Genomic DNA, 17534 nt, shown 5'->3' on the forward strand with positions numbered 1-17534 from the left:
CCCGGGAAAACCAATATGACGATCAAAAATGCCCGTGCCGGGCAGGGTTTTGCTCACCCTGAAAACAGCAGCGATGATATTTCGGTCATTAAATTTGAGGATGCAAAAGTACGAATTGTTAAGATCCTGGGCGAGCCATGGTTTGTAGCAGCAGATGTATGCGCAGCTCTGGAAATAACAGATCGCAAGGTTGCTTTGCGACGTCTGGATGACGATGAAAAGGGGGAGTGTTTAATACCCACCCCTGGTGGAAAGCAGACTATGCGAACTGTATGCGAGTCAGGATTCTACAAACTGATCTCACGTAGTCGTAAGGCAACTACTCCCGGCACCTTTGCGCACCATTTCAGTAATTGGGTATTCCGTGAGGTCATTCCCTCAATTCGTAAAACTGGCTTCTATGGAGTGCCGTTCGTGTTCCTGAACGACTTCAGCCGGCGCATGGCTGCTTATCAGCAGGAGGCCAGCAAACGCGGGTACAAGTTGCAGCAGTGTAAGGGAGTAAAAGAGGCTCTTGAGCGGGAGGAGAGCCAGCTGTGGCGTAAGTATCAACCCGAGTTACTGAAGGAAAATAGCGATGAATAAAAAGGCAGGAAGAAGCCGGGATTATTACCCGGCTCAAAGGCTGATGGATCAGCCTTTAGGCTCTATGCCTTGTTTACGGAGCTCAGCGCGGGCAAGTTCCTTCATCCAATTCCCAAGGCTCATACCTGCGCGCTCAGCTGCTTCATTCAATTGCTGGCGCAGTTCTGGATTAATTCGAATCTGGAAAGTAGGTGACCAGCCCTCACCCTTAGGTGTTTTATCTCGTTTTGCAGTTGACACGTACGTACATAACCTCATAGTATGGTTTTTGTTATGTACGTACGTTATCACGGCGTACATTGAAAAGACAACGCCCCAGACTGTTGGAGCAGTACCGGGGCGTCTAACCAAAACGTTAGTTGAGGTAACATTATGGCTTGCACTAAGTCTACCCAAACACGCCCTGAATTTACATGGCGTTTTCTCACCCTGGGTGAATTCTCTAATCAGATCGTCAGTGTCACAGCTTCCACTGAACGCGAGGCGCGTTCAAAAACGCCAGCAGAATGTGTCTGTATTCTGGCGTGTCGTTTTCGCGTTGAGGAGGTGCAGCATGTTTAACCTCCAGACCCTGACAGCTAAAGCCCGCGAGCTGCGCGGCAACGTGGTAAAAGCGGCTACCACGAAAGGCACCCGCACCATGACGCCCGTTTACGAACGGGAAGAGCAGCGCAAACTGCGCGAACGCATCCAGCAGACCCAGCCGGACTGGGTTTTACTCTGGTGGGATATTGCGACCGTTACCGGCTGGCGTACCAGCGACGTGTGCAACTTCCGTTACTCCTGCATCAACTGGGAAACCGGCATTGCAACAATCATCGTAGCGAAGCAGACCAAAGCAGCGGAAGCCAGAGCGACCCGGAAGGGGATCGAGATTGTTCGCCATCAGCGTAAGGACGCTGCCCGGCTTGCGGGCGATCACATTGGGTACATGCACTGGGATAGCGTGAGCTGCGACGAACTGGCCGCCGGCATGACGGGAGAAGAACAGGCGATCGTGTTTGAGCTGGTGGCAAAGGCTGAAGTTAAGCACGACACCAAACAGCTGCCGCCGGGCATCATCAAACGACTGCGTGAACGCATGGAGCGCAATCTTATCGGTGACGACCTGGTATTTTCCCGCAGCCAGATTGAAAGTAACCGTTGCCAGTCTATGGAAGGTAGCGTGAGCCGTCAGACGATTTGGAAGAAACTGCACAACGTCATGGTGTGGTTTACCCGCGTAGTAAACACGCGTCTGCGCCTGAGCGCCTATTCCAGCCGCAAAATTGCCGCCTTTAATCTCATGTCCGCTGGCGGCGAACAGGGCTTGCTGGTCGCCTCTGAAATGCTCGGACACAGTAACCCGGCAATCACCCGGACTTATCTCCAGCTGGGGAGCAAGGCCGCGGCTATCCAGACACGCCTCGCTATGGAGGTGAATGCATGACAAAGCCAACTCAAAACGAATCCATTGCCATGCTGACGACCAGCGCAGGCCAGGCGCTTGAATACAGCCGTCAGGCGCTTGCCGTTCTCGATATGTGGATAGACACCCTGGCGCCGGATGATGAAATGGAAAGCTTTCGTGTCGCGGCGGTTCACAGCCTGATCAGTCAGGCATCGGAATATCTGGTGAAAGTCAGGGAGGTCAGACCATGACCGCTATTTATAATCTGGTGCGCTGTAGCGATGGCAAAACCGTATTCAGTTTTCCGGCCGGCGGCCGCTATCTGGTGGACACGTCGAACGGTTTGCAGTCGATGCGCCCCCTTCTGGACGACGAGATCATTTTTACGGTGGAGAGTGCCGCGCGCTTTCTGAGAAAAATTGGTTATCAGGTAATCCCGCCAGCGGCGTGAGGTAAAAAATATGACGATTAAAAATTCCGGCTTAGCTGCTGGTGGCCGCGCTCACCCTGAAATCAGGCCGGGCGATAAATGGAAGGACAGTCGGGGCAACATCGTAATTATCGAAAGTTACCGATTCGACAGAGTGACATATTGCCGTGAAGGGTACAGCTCACCGTGTTTTTGCACGCCCGAAAGACTGGTGCGGGAGTTTGAATTTGTTTCTTCCGCGCCGGTTGCCGGCGAGAAAGATATCGATCGGATTATGCGGGTACAGGGCATCGAACGAATTCGGGTTATGCGGGAAATCATCAGGGAGCGAGGGAACAGAAAATGAAGAATGCACCAAACCTTAAAAAGCAGCCGGCGGATCTCATGGAGGAGTCAATTATCTTTGCCGGCGCCGATGCCTGGACGTTCGCCAAAGCATGGCATGAAATGAACCCGATTGGCGACACCGTGCCGCCGGTCGTGCTGGATAAAAAGCAGCTGGCGGAGCTGGAGAATATCCGGATTGTGGATGATGGCCGGCTCTATGCCCGCGTTTGTCGTGGCGGGCATCTGACCGAACGGCAGATAACCATTCTCGCTACAAAGCTGGCGGTGGCCGGCGTGGAGCGCGCGCAATTCTACTCTGAAGGTTATCAGCTTCTGGAGGACTGGACGCCACAGCTGCCGCGCCTCAAAGCCGATGCGGAAGCCGGCAAAAGCATGGTGATCGGCAAACCGCTGACGGATGTAAACCTTCGCGACCTGGCTGATAACGAAAAGGCGCTCATACTGGCCGCGCGTTACACCGGCATTGCGATCAATGAAAACAGCGAAGGCGTGTACGTCTACCGTGCCGGCATCTGGGAGAAAACGTCTCTGCTTGAGCTGAGCCGCGAAATGGTGGCTATCTACAACGAGAACAAAACCAACTTCAGCAAGCGCGCGATCAACAACATTATCGACGCCCTGAAAATTGTTATCCCGGTAATGGGGGAGCCGCGGCGCAGCCTGATCCCCTTTGCTAATGGCGTCTACGATATGGAAACCGGCGTTTTCTCCGAACACAGCCAGGATAACTGGCTGACCAACCATAACGGCGTGACCTACACGCCGGCGGTGCCGGGCGAAAACCTCCGCGACCACGCGCCGAACTTCCATAAATGGCTAAGTTACGCATCAGATAGAGACGCAATTAAGATGCAGCGAATCGCTGCAGCGCTTTTTATGGTGCTGGCGAACCGGTACGACTGGCAGCTGTTCCTCGAGATAACCGGGGAGGGCGGCAGCGGGAAAAGCGTCTTTACCCATATCGCCACGATGCTTGCCGGGGCGCATAACACCGCCAGCGGGAATATGGCGGCGCTCGACAGCGCGCGTGGGCGGGCGCAGTTCGTCGGGAAAAGCATGATAACGCTTCCTGATCAGCCCAAATATTCAGGAGAGGGCACCGGGATAAAAGCGATAACCGGCGGGGATGCCGTGGAGATAGACCCGAAACACGAACACCAGTACACCGCAGTTCTGCGGGCGGTGGTTGTGGCCACGAACAACACGCCGATGATTTTCACCGAACGTGCCGGCGGCGTTTCCCGGCGCCGCGTAATTTTCCAGTTTAACCGGCGCGTCAGCGAAGAGGATAAGGATCCCGACCTGGCAGAAAAGATATCCGCTGAAATTCCGGTGGTTGTTCGCAGGCTGCTGGCAACCTTCTCAAACCCGGAAAAAGCGCGGGCGCTGCTGCTGGAGCAACGAAACAGCGAAGAAGCATTGGAGGTGAAGCAGAAAACAGATCCACTGTATGCCTTCTGCGCGCATCTTGAGCGCCTGGCCGACTGCGCCGGGATGCTCGTGGGCAACCGTAACCCGCCACACTATCCGCGAGTTTATCTTTATCACGCTTACCTGGCATTCCTGGAGGCTAATGGTTTCGACAAGCCGCTGACGCTGAATAAATTCGCAGAGGGGATGGAAAGCGCCATGCGGGAGTTTAATCACGAGTACCGCAAGGAGAGAAAGACCCGCGGCGTGGTGACGAACGTCGAACTTTCAGAAAGTGCGGAGGACTGGCTGCCGCAGGTGCACCCGCGAGCTGAGAAAAAGGGATGAATGTTTAGCTAAATATGGCGAAAGGTGTTCATAGTGTTCATAGATTGGTTAAAGTTCAATTAAAACATAAAGATAGTGTATGAACACCTTTGTTTAAGGTGTTAATAGGGTATTCATGGTGTTCATAGACCACTTTTTCTCATTGCTTATTTAGTAAACAAAAATATGAATACCATGAACACTTCAAAGAGCTGTATGTACACCGGTGTTCATAGGTTAATTCATTGTTTTATATGTGATTTGTTGCCTTTATGAACACCATGAACACCTTGAGAGCAAATTCTTTAAAACGCATCCACTCTTTTTGCGTTGTACACCCCTGCGATTTCATTAACATCGTTTCATAAGTCGCAATAAACATGTTGGTTGTTGCGATTAATGAAGCTTTAACGATCGCTTTAACAGGGGGCATCATGAGCAAGGTTAACGTTAAGCCCGTTCTCCTGAACGGGGAACAGATTCAGGCTCTGAAAACCATTCAGGAGAGGGAGCGCCAGAAGTCGGGCATAGGGATCGCGCCGTCAATCCATGCTGTTGCGCGCAAGGTATTTGATGCGGGGCTATCAAAAATGGAGGCTGGCCAGTGAGCTACTCAATCAAGATAGGGAAACACAGTATCGAGCTGGCAGGTTATGCCGGTAAGGTTGTTGCGCCAAATACTCAGATGGCCGCTTTATTCCGTGGTATGGCGGGCGAACTCACCAGCCTGAGGACAACGGCGCAGCAGGCCGAAGCTGAGGCGGATTTGCTGGACGTTATCCGCAACGATCCGGATCTGAACGAACAGGCAAAAAATCGCAGGGCAGGTGAAGCCCGGAACCCGGACACGCTCAAAGACTTTACCCGCGGGGTGGCAGCCGTAAGCGAGCAGGCCGCAAACATTCTCGATTACCTGAAGAACAAGCTCGCTCCGGTTAATCCACTGGCATCTGATGATGTTCAGGGATTCATGCGTGACAGTGAAATGCGCCAGGCATTCGCCCGACTGGATCGCCGCAGCCAGGAAAAAATGCTGCTGTCGATGCACAGTGGAAAGCATCTGGAGCTGGCGGACGCCTTACTAAGGGCGCACGCAGTGTGTTCGGGACTCGATACGGAACAGCTAAAACGTCTCGGCTTCTCCCGTGTTGCATCAGAGAACGGGCAGGTGATTAGCGCGGTTGCCGATCTGGTCGACGCGGTAAGGAAGGACGTCGCACAAATTACAGCTGTCCGAACCTGGTATAACAATCTCGTGTACGGGAAGAACGACGATCCATCAGAAGTTCAGCCCCGCATGACCGGCCTTGAACAGTTAAGCGAACATGTCAGCGCGATGCTCAAAGGCAGCCAGCGGCAGATAAATTCAGAAGAGAAGCAGGCCGCCTGAGGGCGCTTTTTTCTGCCCGGAGGGAATCACAGGATGCTGTTAAGTAAATCAGCCTACGCCAGGCATATGGGCGTCAGCCGGCAAACTGTTTACGGCTGGATAGCCCGCGGTGAAATTGTTATTTCTGATGATAAAGTGGATGTTGACGCATCGCACGCTAAACAAAATTCTGCTGGTGCTGGCGAACACAAGACTGAAATGACGTGGGCGCAGGTCGCCGCATGGGTATGGGAGCATGATGGAGGGAAAGAGCTACCGGCTGATAATGATGCTGTTCAGCGGGTGGAGGCAGCCGCCACTGAGCTGGGTTTTGATGTTCAGTACGAACCCGATGAGCAACAGCTGATTCTCTTCCGGCCGGATGAAGAAACCCACAGCTTTTATGGCAAAGACCGTGCAGCGGGCGCTTTACGGTTTCTTCGTTCAGAGCTGGCCTACGTTGCCACAATGCACCCTGATACGCCGGATGACTGGAGCAAAACAGGATTAAGGGCGCTCTGTCTGCTGGACGGTGAAAAACTGTAAACCCCCAGCCCCTCAAACTTGACACTTTTCGCGAAAAACAGGGAAAAGTGTCAACCCAACCTAACGGATCCTGACGCCCACGAACAGCAGCTGCCGCAGAAGTGTAAAGGGCTGGCGTTGAGATTTGTTGAGCCCGGCAGTTAGCTTTTGTTAGTCCTGATAGGGAAAATCGGTGTTGATGTGTCCAGCTGCGATGCTTAGATTTGCTAAAGTCAGGGGGAAAGTGTCAACCGCTACCGCTTTAGAAAACTTCAGGCACACGAACTCGTGAAGGGGAGGTGTCAAGCACTCCCCCTTTGCAACCATCCTCGAGCCTCTTTCAGATCGCTGTTCTGGTTTGCCCGGACGCTGGCGTTCAGATTGAGTTGTCAAAAGTTGTCACCCACCGGCAGCGCAAGTGGGGATTTTTGGCAGAACGCGCTCTAAGTTACAGTTGCTTAATTGTGTCATTAGGATACTTAAGATTGTTTATCTTTCGCTGTGATGAGAAAGTTTGCTATGATACTGTATGTATAAACAGTTTTTTTCTGCTGTTCAAATTACCAGTAAGCACTTTTGTTTGCTAAGTATAGAATGTAGCCATTTTAAACATGTTGCAGGGCAGTATCATGGCTGAAGAAGCAGGGCGCTTAACATTTTTTGATGTAACAAAAGCTGGTTTTTACAATGGTAAAGATGAAGTACAAAAAAGTGCGGATATTGTAAATATATTAGACTCCCTGTCCAGTTGGGTCTGTTCTCGTTCTTTTGAAGAAACTTTACCATTAGTAGATGACTCTAGACTGAGAAAAAAGGTTTATTGTCGTGGTGTACATAAAGACGAAAAAACAGGCGATTATTTTTTTGTACTTTGGAAATCAGAACTTGACGGAAATGGTAATCTTCAAGGCGTTGCACCAGATTCAAAGGTAAACTCATCATCCAGTGACGTTAAGATGCTTTCGGATGATATGACTGACGGAGTGAAATATATTTGGGGTAAGCCATGCTATTACTGGTATATCCCTGAGTTTAATAAACTTGCTGCAATTCGCTTCCCTCACTCAAACTCAGATAACTACCTTTTTGGCCGTTACATTAGAGATTATGCTAATTTCAGGATGCCATATCCAGGGCGTAAAATTGCTGAAGTATGCAGAGCAAACCCAGGTGGGAAGGATATAAAGTATAGTGTTGTTACATTTGAAAGTGATGACGGACATTCACGCGTTAGATTTTTATTTGAAGCACTGCAGTATATGAAGAAAGCTGGGCGTTTAAATATAAAGAGAATTAGAGATTCTATTACACATATTGTAATAAGAGATACAATTGGAGCTAAAGTTCCCGATAAAAGAGCTTGGTGGGTAAAGGCTTTTGACAAATTTCCTGTATTACGTGATGAGGTTCCCAAAACTCATAAGGAACGACAAATCGAGTTAATTATTGAAGAAAAGCCAACTGAAAAACAAATTGACGAACTTTTCGATTTTTATGAAGAGGATTATGCTTTCGGTTCTTCTTGGAACAATATTGGCTTTAAACAGGATGGTAAGAACGGACAGACTAAGTGGTTAGACGAATATGTCATGCGTGACTATTTAAATGCTACATATACCGTAAATGATAATGCACATATCTCGGCTGAAAAGTTGTCTGAACTAATTAATGAAAAACGAAAAGAACTAGTTAGTGGCCTCGAAGGTAATCAAACTGATAAAATTGTAATGATGCCTTCAGCAAATAACGATGGGGTCGCTATAGGAGGATGATGTGATAATAAAAATCCTAATTGGGATTCTCATGGCCGTCGTTCTACTTGTCAGCGGCTTTTGCATTTCCGAAAGCGTCAGGTATTCATATGTTGTTGATTTGCTTGGCGTTTTGCAAAATACGTCTGCGATGATTTTTGCTATTGCTGGTATTTGGTTAGCTTATCTATATCCAAATGCAATAGCTGGATTGATGAAGTCTGAGAAAGTGGATTTTTTAGCAAGTAAAAATGAAGCGAAACGCATAGAAGGGATGATTCTTATTATCATCATGTCTGCTGCTGTATTAATATTTATTATCGCTTTCTATGCATTTAATGCAGTTCTTCGTGGTACAGATTTATATGCGAATAATCGATTATTTATTAAAGGGATAAGCTGTTCTTATATCTTAACTGTATTATTGATTCAACTATCCTGTGTGATTGTTCTTATTCGAAGAAATATCACATTTATAAATAGATTATATGCAGTGATAAACGAAAAAGAATTGGAAGATAAATTATAGCGAACAGTATTTATACTACGCTTATGATTTTTGAAGAAAGGGGTTTAGTAAGCCCCTTTCATATTTTTATTGGTCATTTTGTTGTTTTAAATAAGTGTTGAGAATTAAATAGGAGTAGATGTGATACGCTTGCCAAAGCCAAGGATATTATTTAAATATCGTAAGTTTGATAAAAGTAGCCTAGAACTATTATTGAATCGAGAGTTATGGTTTGCAAAAGCTGATACTCTTAATGATCCCTTTGAGGCAAGTTCTTCATTTTCAAATGTACTCAATGCTGTTTGGGAGCACTATCCCATGCCCCTTCATGTTAGAGTTAAATATGAGGAAGCACTTAAACACTCATTGCAGACAGTTGGGATTTGCTCCTTTAGTAAAGCAAGAAAAAATCAATTGATGTGGTCGCATTATGCCGACGAGCATAAAGGAATTTGCATCGGTTTTAAAGAGGAATATTTGAGGGAAAATGGAGTTAAATTTTTTGGGACTAATGTAGAATATCAGGACAATTATCCCTTTGATGACATTATTAAACGCATTCATCATTTCGAAAAAGGTAATAGCTATAACGGTTTGGATAATATTGCCGGGGATATTTTACTTTCTATTCTAACGACAAAATATACTAGCTGGAAATATGAAAGGGAACGACGACTGATTGTTCAAAACTTTGGTGCGAGAAAGTTTGAACCTTTAGCGGTCAACTCTATAGCATTAGGATTAAGAATGAATGAAAGGGATAAAAAAACGCTACAGACTCTATTGTCTGGTCCAGAATGGTCGCATTTGAAATGGTTTCAATCAACGAAATCCTCCACTAAATATTCGTTAGATTTTATACGGATTGGTTAAATTTCAAACCGTTACAACGGGCATTCTATTGTCGTTCCGTCTTAAGAGTGAGGCAGATACTCTGAACTCGGTTTCTCTAAGGTAAGGTTGGTTGAAATCTGAACTTTTATGTTTGGCATAATTCTCTTTGGGGGTACTTATGGGGGTACCTTCTAAAATGATATCCATTTAAATTATTAAAAATCAATTTGTTATGTTGATATGTGTTGTTCCTCTTATCGCACCAGTAACTATGCGGCCTTACGCAATATTCACCAGTCCATAAAAAGCCCCTTGTGCCATATTTGTGTCATTCCCCGCTAGGAATGAGTCGATTTGCATGGCATGTTGCGTCAGGTGATTTGGTGCCAGATGTGCATAACGCTGCACCATCTCGATACTTTCCCACCCGCCCATTGCAGTAGCGCACTGCGTGACAGGCCAGACTATATAAGCCAGCTTACTCAAGTATGCTAGAGGTCATGGAGGCGGAAATTTTCTATTCCAGCCTTCCTTAACGCTGAGCTCCAGGCTGTGTTAGTATCAGACCGCATTTTGCACACTTATCCAACGTACCTGATGTTGAGTAGCCTACATTCTCTGGGAAATAACGTGCAAAGATAAAGCGGGTTAACACCCGCTTATTTCTGTATTTAATTGATGCTTAATTCAGTGGCTGAGTATTGTGTTCTTGTTGTACGAATGGATTTAAGCCAGTTTCTTGCGGGTTTCTCTACTAAATGAAAGAGAATCGTCGAAATTATTAATGAAAGAATGAAACTTACAGTCCTCCAATGTTCAAAGAATTGCATCTGTCCTCTGAATTGAGTTATCAAAACAGAATGGACCAAATAAAGGGAATATGATATATTTCCTAGGTAATGTAATGGTTTAAGTGATAAGGTTTTAGAAACAATGTTTTTTGAATCTATAAGCGTAGGGATTATCGCTGAAAATAAAGCTAAGGAATATAGATCGGTTTCTGCGTAATTTAAAGATATTAATAGTAACGCAACAAGCACGTATGATGAATTACGATTAAACATCAATCCGTTTTTAAATGAAACATATGCAGCAATTCCAATGACATAATCTGCTAGACATCTTGCTATCGACGAATATAAGTATGAGTAATCTAATGAATTTGGCGTTCTAGATGCAAACAAATATGTTAGTGTTCCTATGGCAATCATTACAGATGCAATTATTGCACGCTTATCTCTAATAATAGCCAACAACAGAGGAAAAAGTAAGTAAGCTATTATTTCTGTTGAGAGAGACCAGGATGAACCGATGTAATTATGAGCACAGACTGACTGTAAGAAAAATGTATTTATGAATACAGTGGCGTGAGTAGGAATGACTCCATTCAAGATGAAATCAAAAATAAAACTTACTATTAGAATAAGTAAATAGACCGGATAGACCCTCGCCAGACGATTATAGGCAAAGTTTATGTAATTTTCCTGTGTGGTTTCACGTAATGAACTGTAATAAACTAAGCTCATTATGAATCCGGATAATACAAAAAAGAAATCTACTGCAATATATCCATTTTTTATAAGAGGCAATATCTGTGGTATTGCATTCTTATCCGCCAAGTGAAAGGCGACAACATAAAGGGCTGCTAAACCCCTAATTCCGGTTAGCGATTTTATTTCCATTGTTTTCCATTAACCTACAATTTTTATGGCTAGAGTATATAACCTATTCGACTGATTCCAAATTACCTGCTTAAACTTGTGATGAAACAAGTTGTTCTAGTCAAAGAAAGCATCGAGTTGCTGTTTTTTTATGCATGAGTATGCAATTGCTGTGAGCTGGTTTTAGTTGGTGGTCTATTTTAAAGCAAGATATGTCATAAAATTACTGATTATTCTATCGCCAGCACAGTCTCGTGCCATTTTTGTATCATGTTTAGAGGATCTACATTCTCCTTCTCACATCATGTATCGTTAAATTGCGGAATGTAAATGCGGCAATCTTGATGTAAAAAACGTGGTTAAATGATATCTATTAATTTGTAATGCGAAGGTTGGAGACTCGACTCCAGTTATCAAATTTTAAACTTTTCCCAGGTCTATCTAAATCAACTCAAAGCCCGTATATTGTGGTTTTTGCCATGTATCTTATCTCTGAAGTTGTCAACTAAAACTGTCCACCGCTTTAGCGTTTTCCTGTATCGGTTTTACGATTGACTGAGGCAACCCCATCGTTATAGCCATGTGGCCTTAGCGATCTGTAATTCTTGACGATATAGTCTGAGGTCGCATGAGCAGCTTCGCTAAAGTTTACATAATCTGTAACTGGCCCCCGTTCTTCGACTCGTTAACTACCAGGTTCCCTGGTCACGATGAAACATCACTTAGGCTGGTTGATTCTGAGCTTCCTTACCGCTTAGTAGGCTTCTGACAACTCACCTCCCCCAGTTCTTGTTATGAGCCTTACGGCAAATCAGTGTCCAATGCTGGGTTGCCATAATCACGGTCCGGTGAATGAGTTGTATAATGTCCAGAACGGCCAGAGCGCATATATATATCCATTGAACAGGCATTATAGAGTGCCATTACGACTAGCCCCAACGCGATGAATACACACGAATAGTTGCTAAATAGTCGGTCTGTACGCGCATTACCGTAGATGTTGATAACGTATGGAACTATTACATACCAAATTTTGTGTGATTCAAGCCTGTGTTAATATGACCGCTAAAGGTTCCGTATGGCTTTTACCGCAGCGCTTAGCAAGGCTGTCCAACGGCAGAATTGAATAATCAATGAATAAATTGCAGAAGAAGCCATGAGCGAGCGAAAGTATCTTATCGACAATCGCGTGATATTTGATTCGCATCGTATGTCGTTGATTCACGCAGATAAAACGGTGAGCATTTCAGAATCCGAAATGAATTTACTGCTGGCTTTCTATAAGGGTTTATTCAAAAAGGATGATTTAATTCACTGGGTCTGGGGGCGTAAGGGAGTCGTAGTCTCTGATGCCAGCTATTATAAACTCATCAATCAGTTACGTAATACTTTCGATAAAATAGGCCTACCGCCCTCATCCGTGGTAACGCGGCCCAAAGTCGGCGTTGAGCTGGTTTTATCCATCACGCTTATTAAGCCTACGGCTTCCCCGCAAACCCTCCCTGAACCGCTAGAACATTCAGCCGAAACCTTCGACGAAACGCCGACACCGTATGAGCACAACAAACCGCCGATAGCTTACCGGAGAGAATGGCTTTTTCTGGCACTGGCCGCGCTTGTGATGATAGCGGGTTTTGTTGCTAACCTGTGGGATAGCAATTCCTACTTTTCAGCACCTGTGACCCATGACGATTACTATTTTTATAAAGTAAAAAACGATAAAACCTCCGTCGAGGATGTGATTGCGGCCTATTCAGAATTAACCATGCCAGTAATTAAGCAAAATGGGCGTCATATTTACTACATCAGGGTGCCGGATACCCATATCTTCGTCCAGTGTCTCAACCCACTCACCGTCGCGGAGCCAAAATGCATTACCCTAAAAGAACGTTATTAAGAATATTCACCGTATTCTTTATTCTCGTCTCCGCGGTGTTGTGGGTACAGGTAATAAAGAAAAACGCTGTCAGCCATCCCGCTATGGACGATTTTTTCTGTGCTACCAAAACGATAAGCAATATACAGGCGAAAGGGATAAACGTTGCAGGGGATATTGTCATCGACTTCAAAACGCAACGCATTACGTTACAGCTTGATGTAAAAAAAGAAAACAATGAGCACAGCCTGTTATATCGTGATGTTTACATGAAAAATCTGCGGCGCATTACTGACGAACTTTTCACGTTCGAAATCGATTCTGTGAAAATATTCCCTGATGATAATGTCGGAAATTTTTTCTCTTATTTCCGTCTGCTCCACCCTGGAGCCCGTAACGAATTGCGAATTCAACGCATTGGCGAGAAAACATACCTGTTTTCACTTAATCGTCAGATTTACAACGTATGCACAGCAAGTTGAGTTGCCCAGGAGTGTCTGCAGAACATCCCAGCACCTGTATGAAACGATGGTGACAAGCGGTAAGGTAACGGATTTTCTTTACTCATTGAAATTTATGGATTTAAAACCAATCATTCTGACTCTGTTCAAAAGCAACAGTGTGAGATTATGATTTTTGTAAGATCTTCTTCCAGACTTTATCTGCACTGATTAGTTATATTTCCGCTGCTGAAAACGGACATCAGAAGACGTTTCAGCGGTTTTAACTAACAATTTTTTCAATAAGATAAAGAGGAAGTATTTATCCATGTCTACGCGACTTCGTGGCGCTGCAATGATTTGTTTTGGTCTGTTAGTCTCATCTCAGAGCATGGCTAGTGGAACACATACGGTATCAATGGGGTATGCTCAAACACACCTCAGCGCATTAAAAAGCTCAGACAGCAAAGATCTACACGGCTTTAATATTAAATATCGCTATGAGTTTAAAGAACGCTGGGGTTTTATTGGTGCATTAACGGCGACTCGCCACGAAATTGAACACTATAGCTGGCAATCAGCAAAATTAAAAAAAGAGGGTTCCGATACCATTGATTATGGTTCGGTCATGTTTGGCCCAACTTATCGCTTCAATGATTATATCAGCCTGTATGGCAACGCAGGCATGGCGAGAATGAAAATGAAGAATACCCACTCACACGAATCAACGGATGATTCGTTTGCATATGGGGCCGGGGTAATATTTAACCCGTTAACTAACCTATCGCTGGATCTTTCCTGGGAAGCGTCAGAATTCTTATCTATCGATGCCAATACGTTTGGCGTTAGCGTTGGTTATCGCTTTTAAAAACTGAACTCTCAAATAAAGTTATATTAAAGATATAAAGGTTTATCGATGAAATTTATATTACCAGTTCTTATTACATTGTTTTTAACCGCCTGTAGCGCCAACTCATTACATTCGGGGGCGGAGCGGGTACGCCTGACGCATAACGAGCCAGGAAAAGAGTGTTCGTGGTTAGGCGACATCACCGGCAGCCAGGGCAACTTCTTTACCGGAGGTTGGACCTCAAACAGTAACCTCGAAACAGGCGCGCGAAATGATATGAAAAATGAGGCCTGGAAAATGGGCGGTAATGTAGTGGTGCTGCTGACGCAACGCGCGGGGCAAACCGGCAGTTCGTACAATGGCAGTGGTTCAAGTCAGCAAACCAACGTGACGCTAAGCGGAGCGGTGTACCGTTGCCCGTAATTTAATATATTTCATTGATGAACATGGAGCAGGGATCGACATTGAAGGTTGCTGTCTGCTCTGATTCATTAATGTGACAAGGGAATGATATTTCATTTTTTGAAGGTCATTATGATGATTCCTGTTATGCCGGGAAAGATGTCTTATATTACCGATGGGTATGTTGTTGCAAGGTATGGATACACATTTTAAAGCACGATCTCATGAGCCAATCACGCTCGCGGTGTGGCCAGATAATAATCCGCTGTTCACTTATTCTCTTGCCCATCTGGTCAACGAAACGAGGGTTATAAATCGGGTCGATGATTTTCTTTTCGTCAATTTTTGCATCGATAATCTTATTTACTTTATTCATGATGATTGGCTTGAAAACCTGCAACAGACCGGCCTGAAGGTTGTACTCGTGATTGATGGTTTTATGCATTCGATGGCAAAGTATTGGTATAAGAAACAAGAGGATATTATCTTGTTGTCGATTGGGGGCAACGACGTAACGTCGTTTGTATCTGCGCTGGATAGCCTGACTTATGGACAAAGCGCGGTGCCAAAAGATGTCGCGCCAATAACAGAGAAGGAACTTTTCGTATTACGTAAACGCCTGACCGGTATGTCCGTAAGAAATATCGCGCTCATTCTTAATTGCTCGATCAAAAGTATTTACTATTGCCACTACTCGTTATGTAAAAAATTGAAGCGATCGTCACGGCTAGGTGAGATTTATCTCCATTGCTCTCCTTTGCATGAGGCTGACTTTACGTAGCAGCAAAGTGTCGGTCGATTATCCTGATGGCGGCATAACCCTGAAGGAATATGCCGCCATCAGGATAAAAACCCAGCCCAAATCCCCCCCGGCTTTCGGTGACATGACGCATCGGCACCATGCTTAGATCTGCCCGAACCTCCTGCGTAAAACCCTCATCGGGGTGAACTTCCTGCCAGCGGCTTTCTGGCAAAGCAAAGTGATTTAAGTTCTTTGATATTTCAGGCGTTATCCCCGATCTTCATGCCATATATTCACGGGCGGAAAGGACGTCGGAAGGAATGGGTAAACGAAACTCCCTCTATTTGCATCCACAACAGCGAGAACATATTCACCAGCTTTCAACCAGCGTTCTGTGGCGCAGCGAACTCCCGACCTGGATACTCATGATGGTCATTTATGGCGGCTGGTTTGCCACACTGACTAACTGGCAGGCGTTGGGCTTATATCCCGCTACCTTGCTGCTTATCGGGTTTACCGCGTGGTATATGTCGCTACAGCATGAGTTGATCCACGGGCATCCTACCCGCTTTCCCCGGTTGAACCAGCTTTTCGGCACGCTGCCGCTGGCGGTCTGGTATCCGTATGGTCTCTACCGCGACTCCCATCTGGCACACCACCGTAATGACCACCTTACCGTACCGGTGGACGATCCTGAGTCTTATTATTTTAGCGATGAAAGCTGGGCGCGGTTTCGCCCGTGGCAGAAGCGGGTGATTCACCTGCGTAATACTTTTATCGGACGGCTGTTGCTGGCGCCGCTGATAGATATTGTGCAGACGCTGGGCTGTGCCGTGTCCGCCTTTCGCCACATGCAGGTTGCCGCCATGCTGATGTGGGTCATCCACGGGGCCTTACTCGCCGTGCTTTTTGGTTGGATGTTGCACCTTGGCTTCTCGCCTGTGTGGTTTGTTGTGGCGGTGAGTTACCCCGCGCTGGCGCTGACCAAAGTGCGATCTTTTTTTGAGCACCAGGCGGCGGACGATCCGCTGGCGCGTTCGGTCATTAACGAGGCCGGGCTGTTCTGGCGAGTCCTTTTTTTGAATCTTAACTATCATTCTGTACATCACGATCTGCCAGGCGTGCCCTGGTACGGGCTAAAGGCGATTTACCTGCACAATCGCGATGCCTATCAGCAGCGCAATCACGGTTTTGTGGTGAAAGGATACGGTGAATGGTTGCGCCGTTTCTGGGGGAAACCGGTGAATGTGACGGTGCATCCGGGGATTAATAAAGGAGACGGTCATGAGTGAGCCGCTGGCATTGCCGATGTACGCCGTTAACCGCCGCGACACCGATGCCCTGTGGCTGGCGGTTCAGAAACTGCTGGTTGCCCGGGGCGTGCCGGTAGGGAGCCTCAAGCCAGTATTGCCCCAGGAGGCGCTGGTGACACACTGGCAAAACCCGCAGCTTATCCTGAGCCAGACCTGTGGTTATCCGCTTATGACACAGCTTCTGGACGTTCAGGTGGTCGGTTGTTTTCACTACACCGCACCGGGCTGCGAGAACATCTCTTACCGCAGCGTGTTAGTGGTGCGCGAGGAGGATAAACTGCGAACCCTGGGTGATTTTCGCGGCCGCCCGGTGGTGTGCAATTCCACCGATTCGCAGTCAGGTTACAACGTACTCATGAAAATGGTGACGCCACTGGCGGTGAACGGGCGCTTTTTCTCGCGCGTTGCCCTGAGCGGTAGCCATCGTCAATCGCTTTACGATGTGAATCGCGGGGAAGGGGATATCGCGGCCATCGACTGCGTCACCTGGGCGCTATTACAACGTCATGAGCCCGCGTTGCTGGAAGGGCTGGCGATTATCGACCAAAGCCCGCTGGCGCCAGGATTACCGCTCATCACCGCCGCGAAAACCTCTTCCGACACGCTGGCTGCGCTGCGCGAAGCGCTTCATACGCTGGTGAGTGCGTCGGAATACCGGGAAATTTGTGCCGCACTGCTGATTGGCGGCTTTAGCGAGGTGACGCGGGAGCCTTATTCGTTATTACTGGACTGGCGCAAGGCGGCGCAAACAGCCGGGATCACCCGGCTGTAGT

At 46.6% G+C, this 17534-nt stretch carries 22 protein-coding genes and 1 pseudogene; 20 read left to right on the plus strand and 3 right to left on the minus strand.

Translation table 11 applies throughout. The features are described from left to right. Positions 1-15: 15 nt before the first annotated feature. A complete protein-coding gene (locus ACIPDS_RS11735) occupies positions 16-585 on the plus strand; it encodes a Bro-N domain-containing protein (protein WP_400735702.1) in 570 nt (189 codons plus the stop codon). A 48-nt stretch (positions 586-633) separates the two neighbouring features. Here ACIPDS_RS11735 and ACIPDS_RS11740 read toward each other — a convergent pair whose 3' ends face one another. After that, entirely contained in the window at positions 634-825 is a 192-nt protein-coding gene (locus ACIPDS_RS11740) for a toxin-antitoxin system HicB family antitoxin (protein ID WP_032677338.1), read from the minus strand. A 132-nt stretch (positions 826-957) separates the two neighbouring features. Here ACIPDS_RS11740 and ACIPDS_RS11745 point away from each other — a divergent pair, with 132 nt between their 5' ends. The 12 genes from ACIPDS_RS11745 to ACIPDS_RS11800 all read left to right on the plus strand — a co-directional run bounded on the left by ACIPDS_RS11745 (position 958) and on the right by ACIPDS_RS11800 (position 9516). Beyond that, a complete protein-coding gene (locus ACIPDS_RS11745; protein ID WP_400735706.1) occupies positions 958-1146 on the plus strand; it encodes a host cell division inhibitor Icd-like protein in 189 nt (62 codons plus the stop codon). Next, positions 1139-2014 (plus strand): integrase, encoded by an 876-nt coding sequence (locus tag ACIPDS_RS11750; protein ID WP_400735709.1) that lies wholly within the window; start codon positions 1139-1141, stop codon positions 2012-2014. The genes ACIPDS_RS11745 and ACIPDS_RS11750 overlap by 8 nt, the downstream gene beginning before the upstream one ends. After that, entirely contained in the window at positions 2011-2226 is a 216-nt protein-coding gene (locus tag ACIPDS_RS11755) for a hypothetical protein (protein WP_400735712.1), read from the plus strand. The genes ACIPDS_RS11750 and ACIPDS_RS11755 overlap by 4 nt, the downstream gene beginning before the upstream one ends. Next, positions 2223-2426: a hypothetical protein gene (locus ACIPDS_RS11760; RefSeq protein WP_400735715.1), complete on the plus strand. Its 204-nt coding sequence runs from the start codon at positions 2223-2225 to the stop codon at positions 2424-2426. The genes ACIPDS_RS11755 and ACIPDS_RS11760 overlap by 4 nt, the downstream gene beginning before the upstream one ends. Positions 2427-2436: 10 nt before the next feature. Next, entirely contained in the window at positions 2437-2751 is a 315-nt protein-coding gene (locus tag ACIPDS_RS11765; RefSeq protein ID WP_006809968.1) for a DUF4222 domain-containing protein, read from the plus strand. Beyond that, positions 2748-4511: a primase-like DNA-binding domain-containing protein gene (locus ACIPDS_RS11770; RefSeq protein ID WP_400735719.1), complete on the plus strand. Its 1764-nt coding sequence runs from the start codon at positions 2748-2750 to the stop codon at positions 4509-4511. Before ACIPDS_RS11765 ends, ACIPDS_RS11770 begins: the two co-directional genes overlap by 4 nt. Before the next feature lie 413 nt (positions 4512-4924). After that, the gene (locus tag ACIPDS_RS11775; protein WP_214598054.1) at positions 4925-5098 is read left to right on the plus strand and encodes a hypothetical protein; all 174 of its coding nucleotides are present in this window, start codon (positions 4925-4927) and stop codon (positions 5096-5098) included. Then, entirely contained in the window at positions 5095-5880 is a 786-nt protein-coding gene (locus ACIPDS_RS11780; protein ID WP_400735723.1) for a hypothetical protein, read from the plus strand. The genes ACIPDS_RS11775 and ACIPDS_RS11780 overlap by 4 nt, the downstream gene beginning before the upstream one ends. Before the next feature lie 33 nt (positions 5881-5913). Beyond that, positions 5914-6405, plus strand: a complete 492-nt coding sequence (locus ACIPDS_RS11785; RefSeq protein WP_400735726.1) for a DNA-binding protein — start codon at positions 5914-5916, stop codon at positions 6403-6405. Positions 6406-7013: 608 nt separating this feature from the next. Next, a complete protein-coding gene (locus tag ACIPDS_RS11790; RefSeq protein WP_400735729.1) occupies positions 7014-8156 on the plus strand; it encodes a hypothetical protein in 1143 nt (380 codons plus the stop codon). Between the two features lie 31 nt (positions 8157-8187). Beyond that, positions 8188-8664, plus strand: coding sequence for a hypothetical protein (locus ACIPDS_RS11795; RefSeq protein WP_400735732.1), 477 nt, complete (start codon positions 8188-8190; stop codon positions 8662-8664). Positions 8665-8784: 120 nt separating this feature from the next. Continuing rightward, positions 8785-9516 carry a DUF2971 domain-containing protein gene (locus ACIPDS_RS11800; RefSeq protein ID WP_400735735.1) on the plus strand — a complete coding sequence of 244 codons (732 nt, stop codon included), beginning with the start codon at positions 8785-8787 and terminating at the stop codon, positions 9514-9516. Positions 9517-9756: 240 nt separating this feature from the next. Here the strand turns inward: ACIPDS_RS11800 and ACIPDS_RS11805 are convergent. Both ACIPDS_RS11805 and ACIPDS_RS11810 read right to left on the minus strand, forming a co-directional pair. Continuing rightward, positions 9757-10058: pseudogene (locus ACIPDS_RS11805) on the minus strand (tyrosine-type recombinase/integrase); the annotation flags it as partial. Between the two features lie 90 nt (positions 10059-10148). Then, complete coding sequence (locus tag ACIPDS_RS11810; protein WP_400735738.1) at positions 10149-11159, minus strand: acyltransferase family protein; 1011 nt, start codon at positions 11157-11159, stop codon at positions 10149-10151. A 1135-nt stretch (positions 11160-12294) separates the two neighbouring features. On the opposite strand from ACIPDS_RS11810, the gene ACIPDS_RS11815 reads away from it, so the two are divergent. The 7 genes from ACIPDS_RS11815 to ACIPDS_RS11845 all read left to right on the plus strand — a co-directional run bounded on the left by ACIPDS_RS11815 (position 12295) and on the right by ACIPDS_RS11845 (position 17533). Beyond that, positions 12295-13035 (plus strand): transcriptional regulator, encoded by a 741-nt coding sequence (locus ACIPDS_RS11815; RefSeq protein WP_400735741.1) that lies wholly within the window; start codon positions 12295-12297, stop codon positions 13033-13035. Beyond that, a complete protein-coding gene (locus tag ACIPDS_RS11820) occupies positions 13008-13496 on the plus strand; it encodes a hypothetical protein (RefSeq protein ID WP_400735744.1) in 489 nt (162 codons plus the stop codon). The genes ACIPDS_RS11815 and ACIPDS_RS11820 overlap by 28 nt, the downstream gene beginning before the upstream one ends. Positions 13497-13782: 286 nt before the next feature. Beyond that, on the plus strand, positions 13783-14322 hold the full coding sequence (locus ACIPDS_RS11825) for an Ail/Lom family outer membrane beta-barrel protein (RefSeq protein ID WP_400735747.1): 540 nt from the start codon (positions 13783-13785) through the stop codon (positions 14320-14322). A gap of 48 nt (positions 14323-14370) precedes the next feature. Then, the gene (locus ACIPDS_RS11830; protein WP_166514564.1) at positions 14371-14727 is read left to right on the plus strand and encodes a DUF4156 domain-containing protein; all 357 of its coding nucleotides are present in this window, start codon (positions 14371-14373) and stop codon (positions 14725-14727) included. A 175-nt stretch (positions 14728-14902) separates the two neighbouring features. Continuing rightward, a complete protein-coding gene (locus ACIPDS_RS11835) occupies positions 14903-15487 on the plus strand; it encodes a LuxR C-terminal-related transcriptional regulator (RefSeq protein ID WP_400736721.1) in 585 nt (194 codons plus the stop codon). A 281-nt stretch (positions 15488-15768) separates the two neighbouring features. Then, the gene (locus ACIPDS_RS11840) at positions 15769-16740 is read left to right on the plus strand and encodes a fatty acid desaturase (RefSeq protein WP_400735750.1); all 972 of its coding nucleotides are present in this window, start codon (positions 15769-15771) and stop codon (positions 16738-16740) included. Beyond that, complete coding sequence (locus ACIPDS_RS11845; protein WP_400735753.1) at positions 16733-17533, plus strand: phosphate/phosphite/phosphonate ABC transporter substrate-binding protein; 801 nt, start codon at positions 16733-16735, stop codon at positions 17531-17533. Before ACIPDS_RS11840 ends, ACIPDS_RS11845 begins: the two co-directional genes overlap by 8 nt. Position 17534: the final 1 nt, after the last annotated feature.

It is taken from the genome of Kluyvera sp. NPDC087067, from assembly GCF_044745165.1.
Taxonomy (GTDB): Bacteria; Pseudomonadota; Gammaproteobacteria; order Enterobacterales; family Enterobacteriaceae; genus Kluyvera.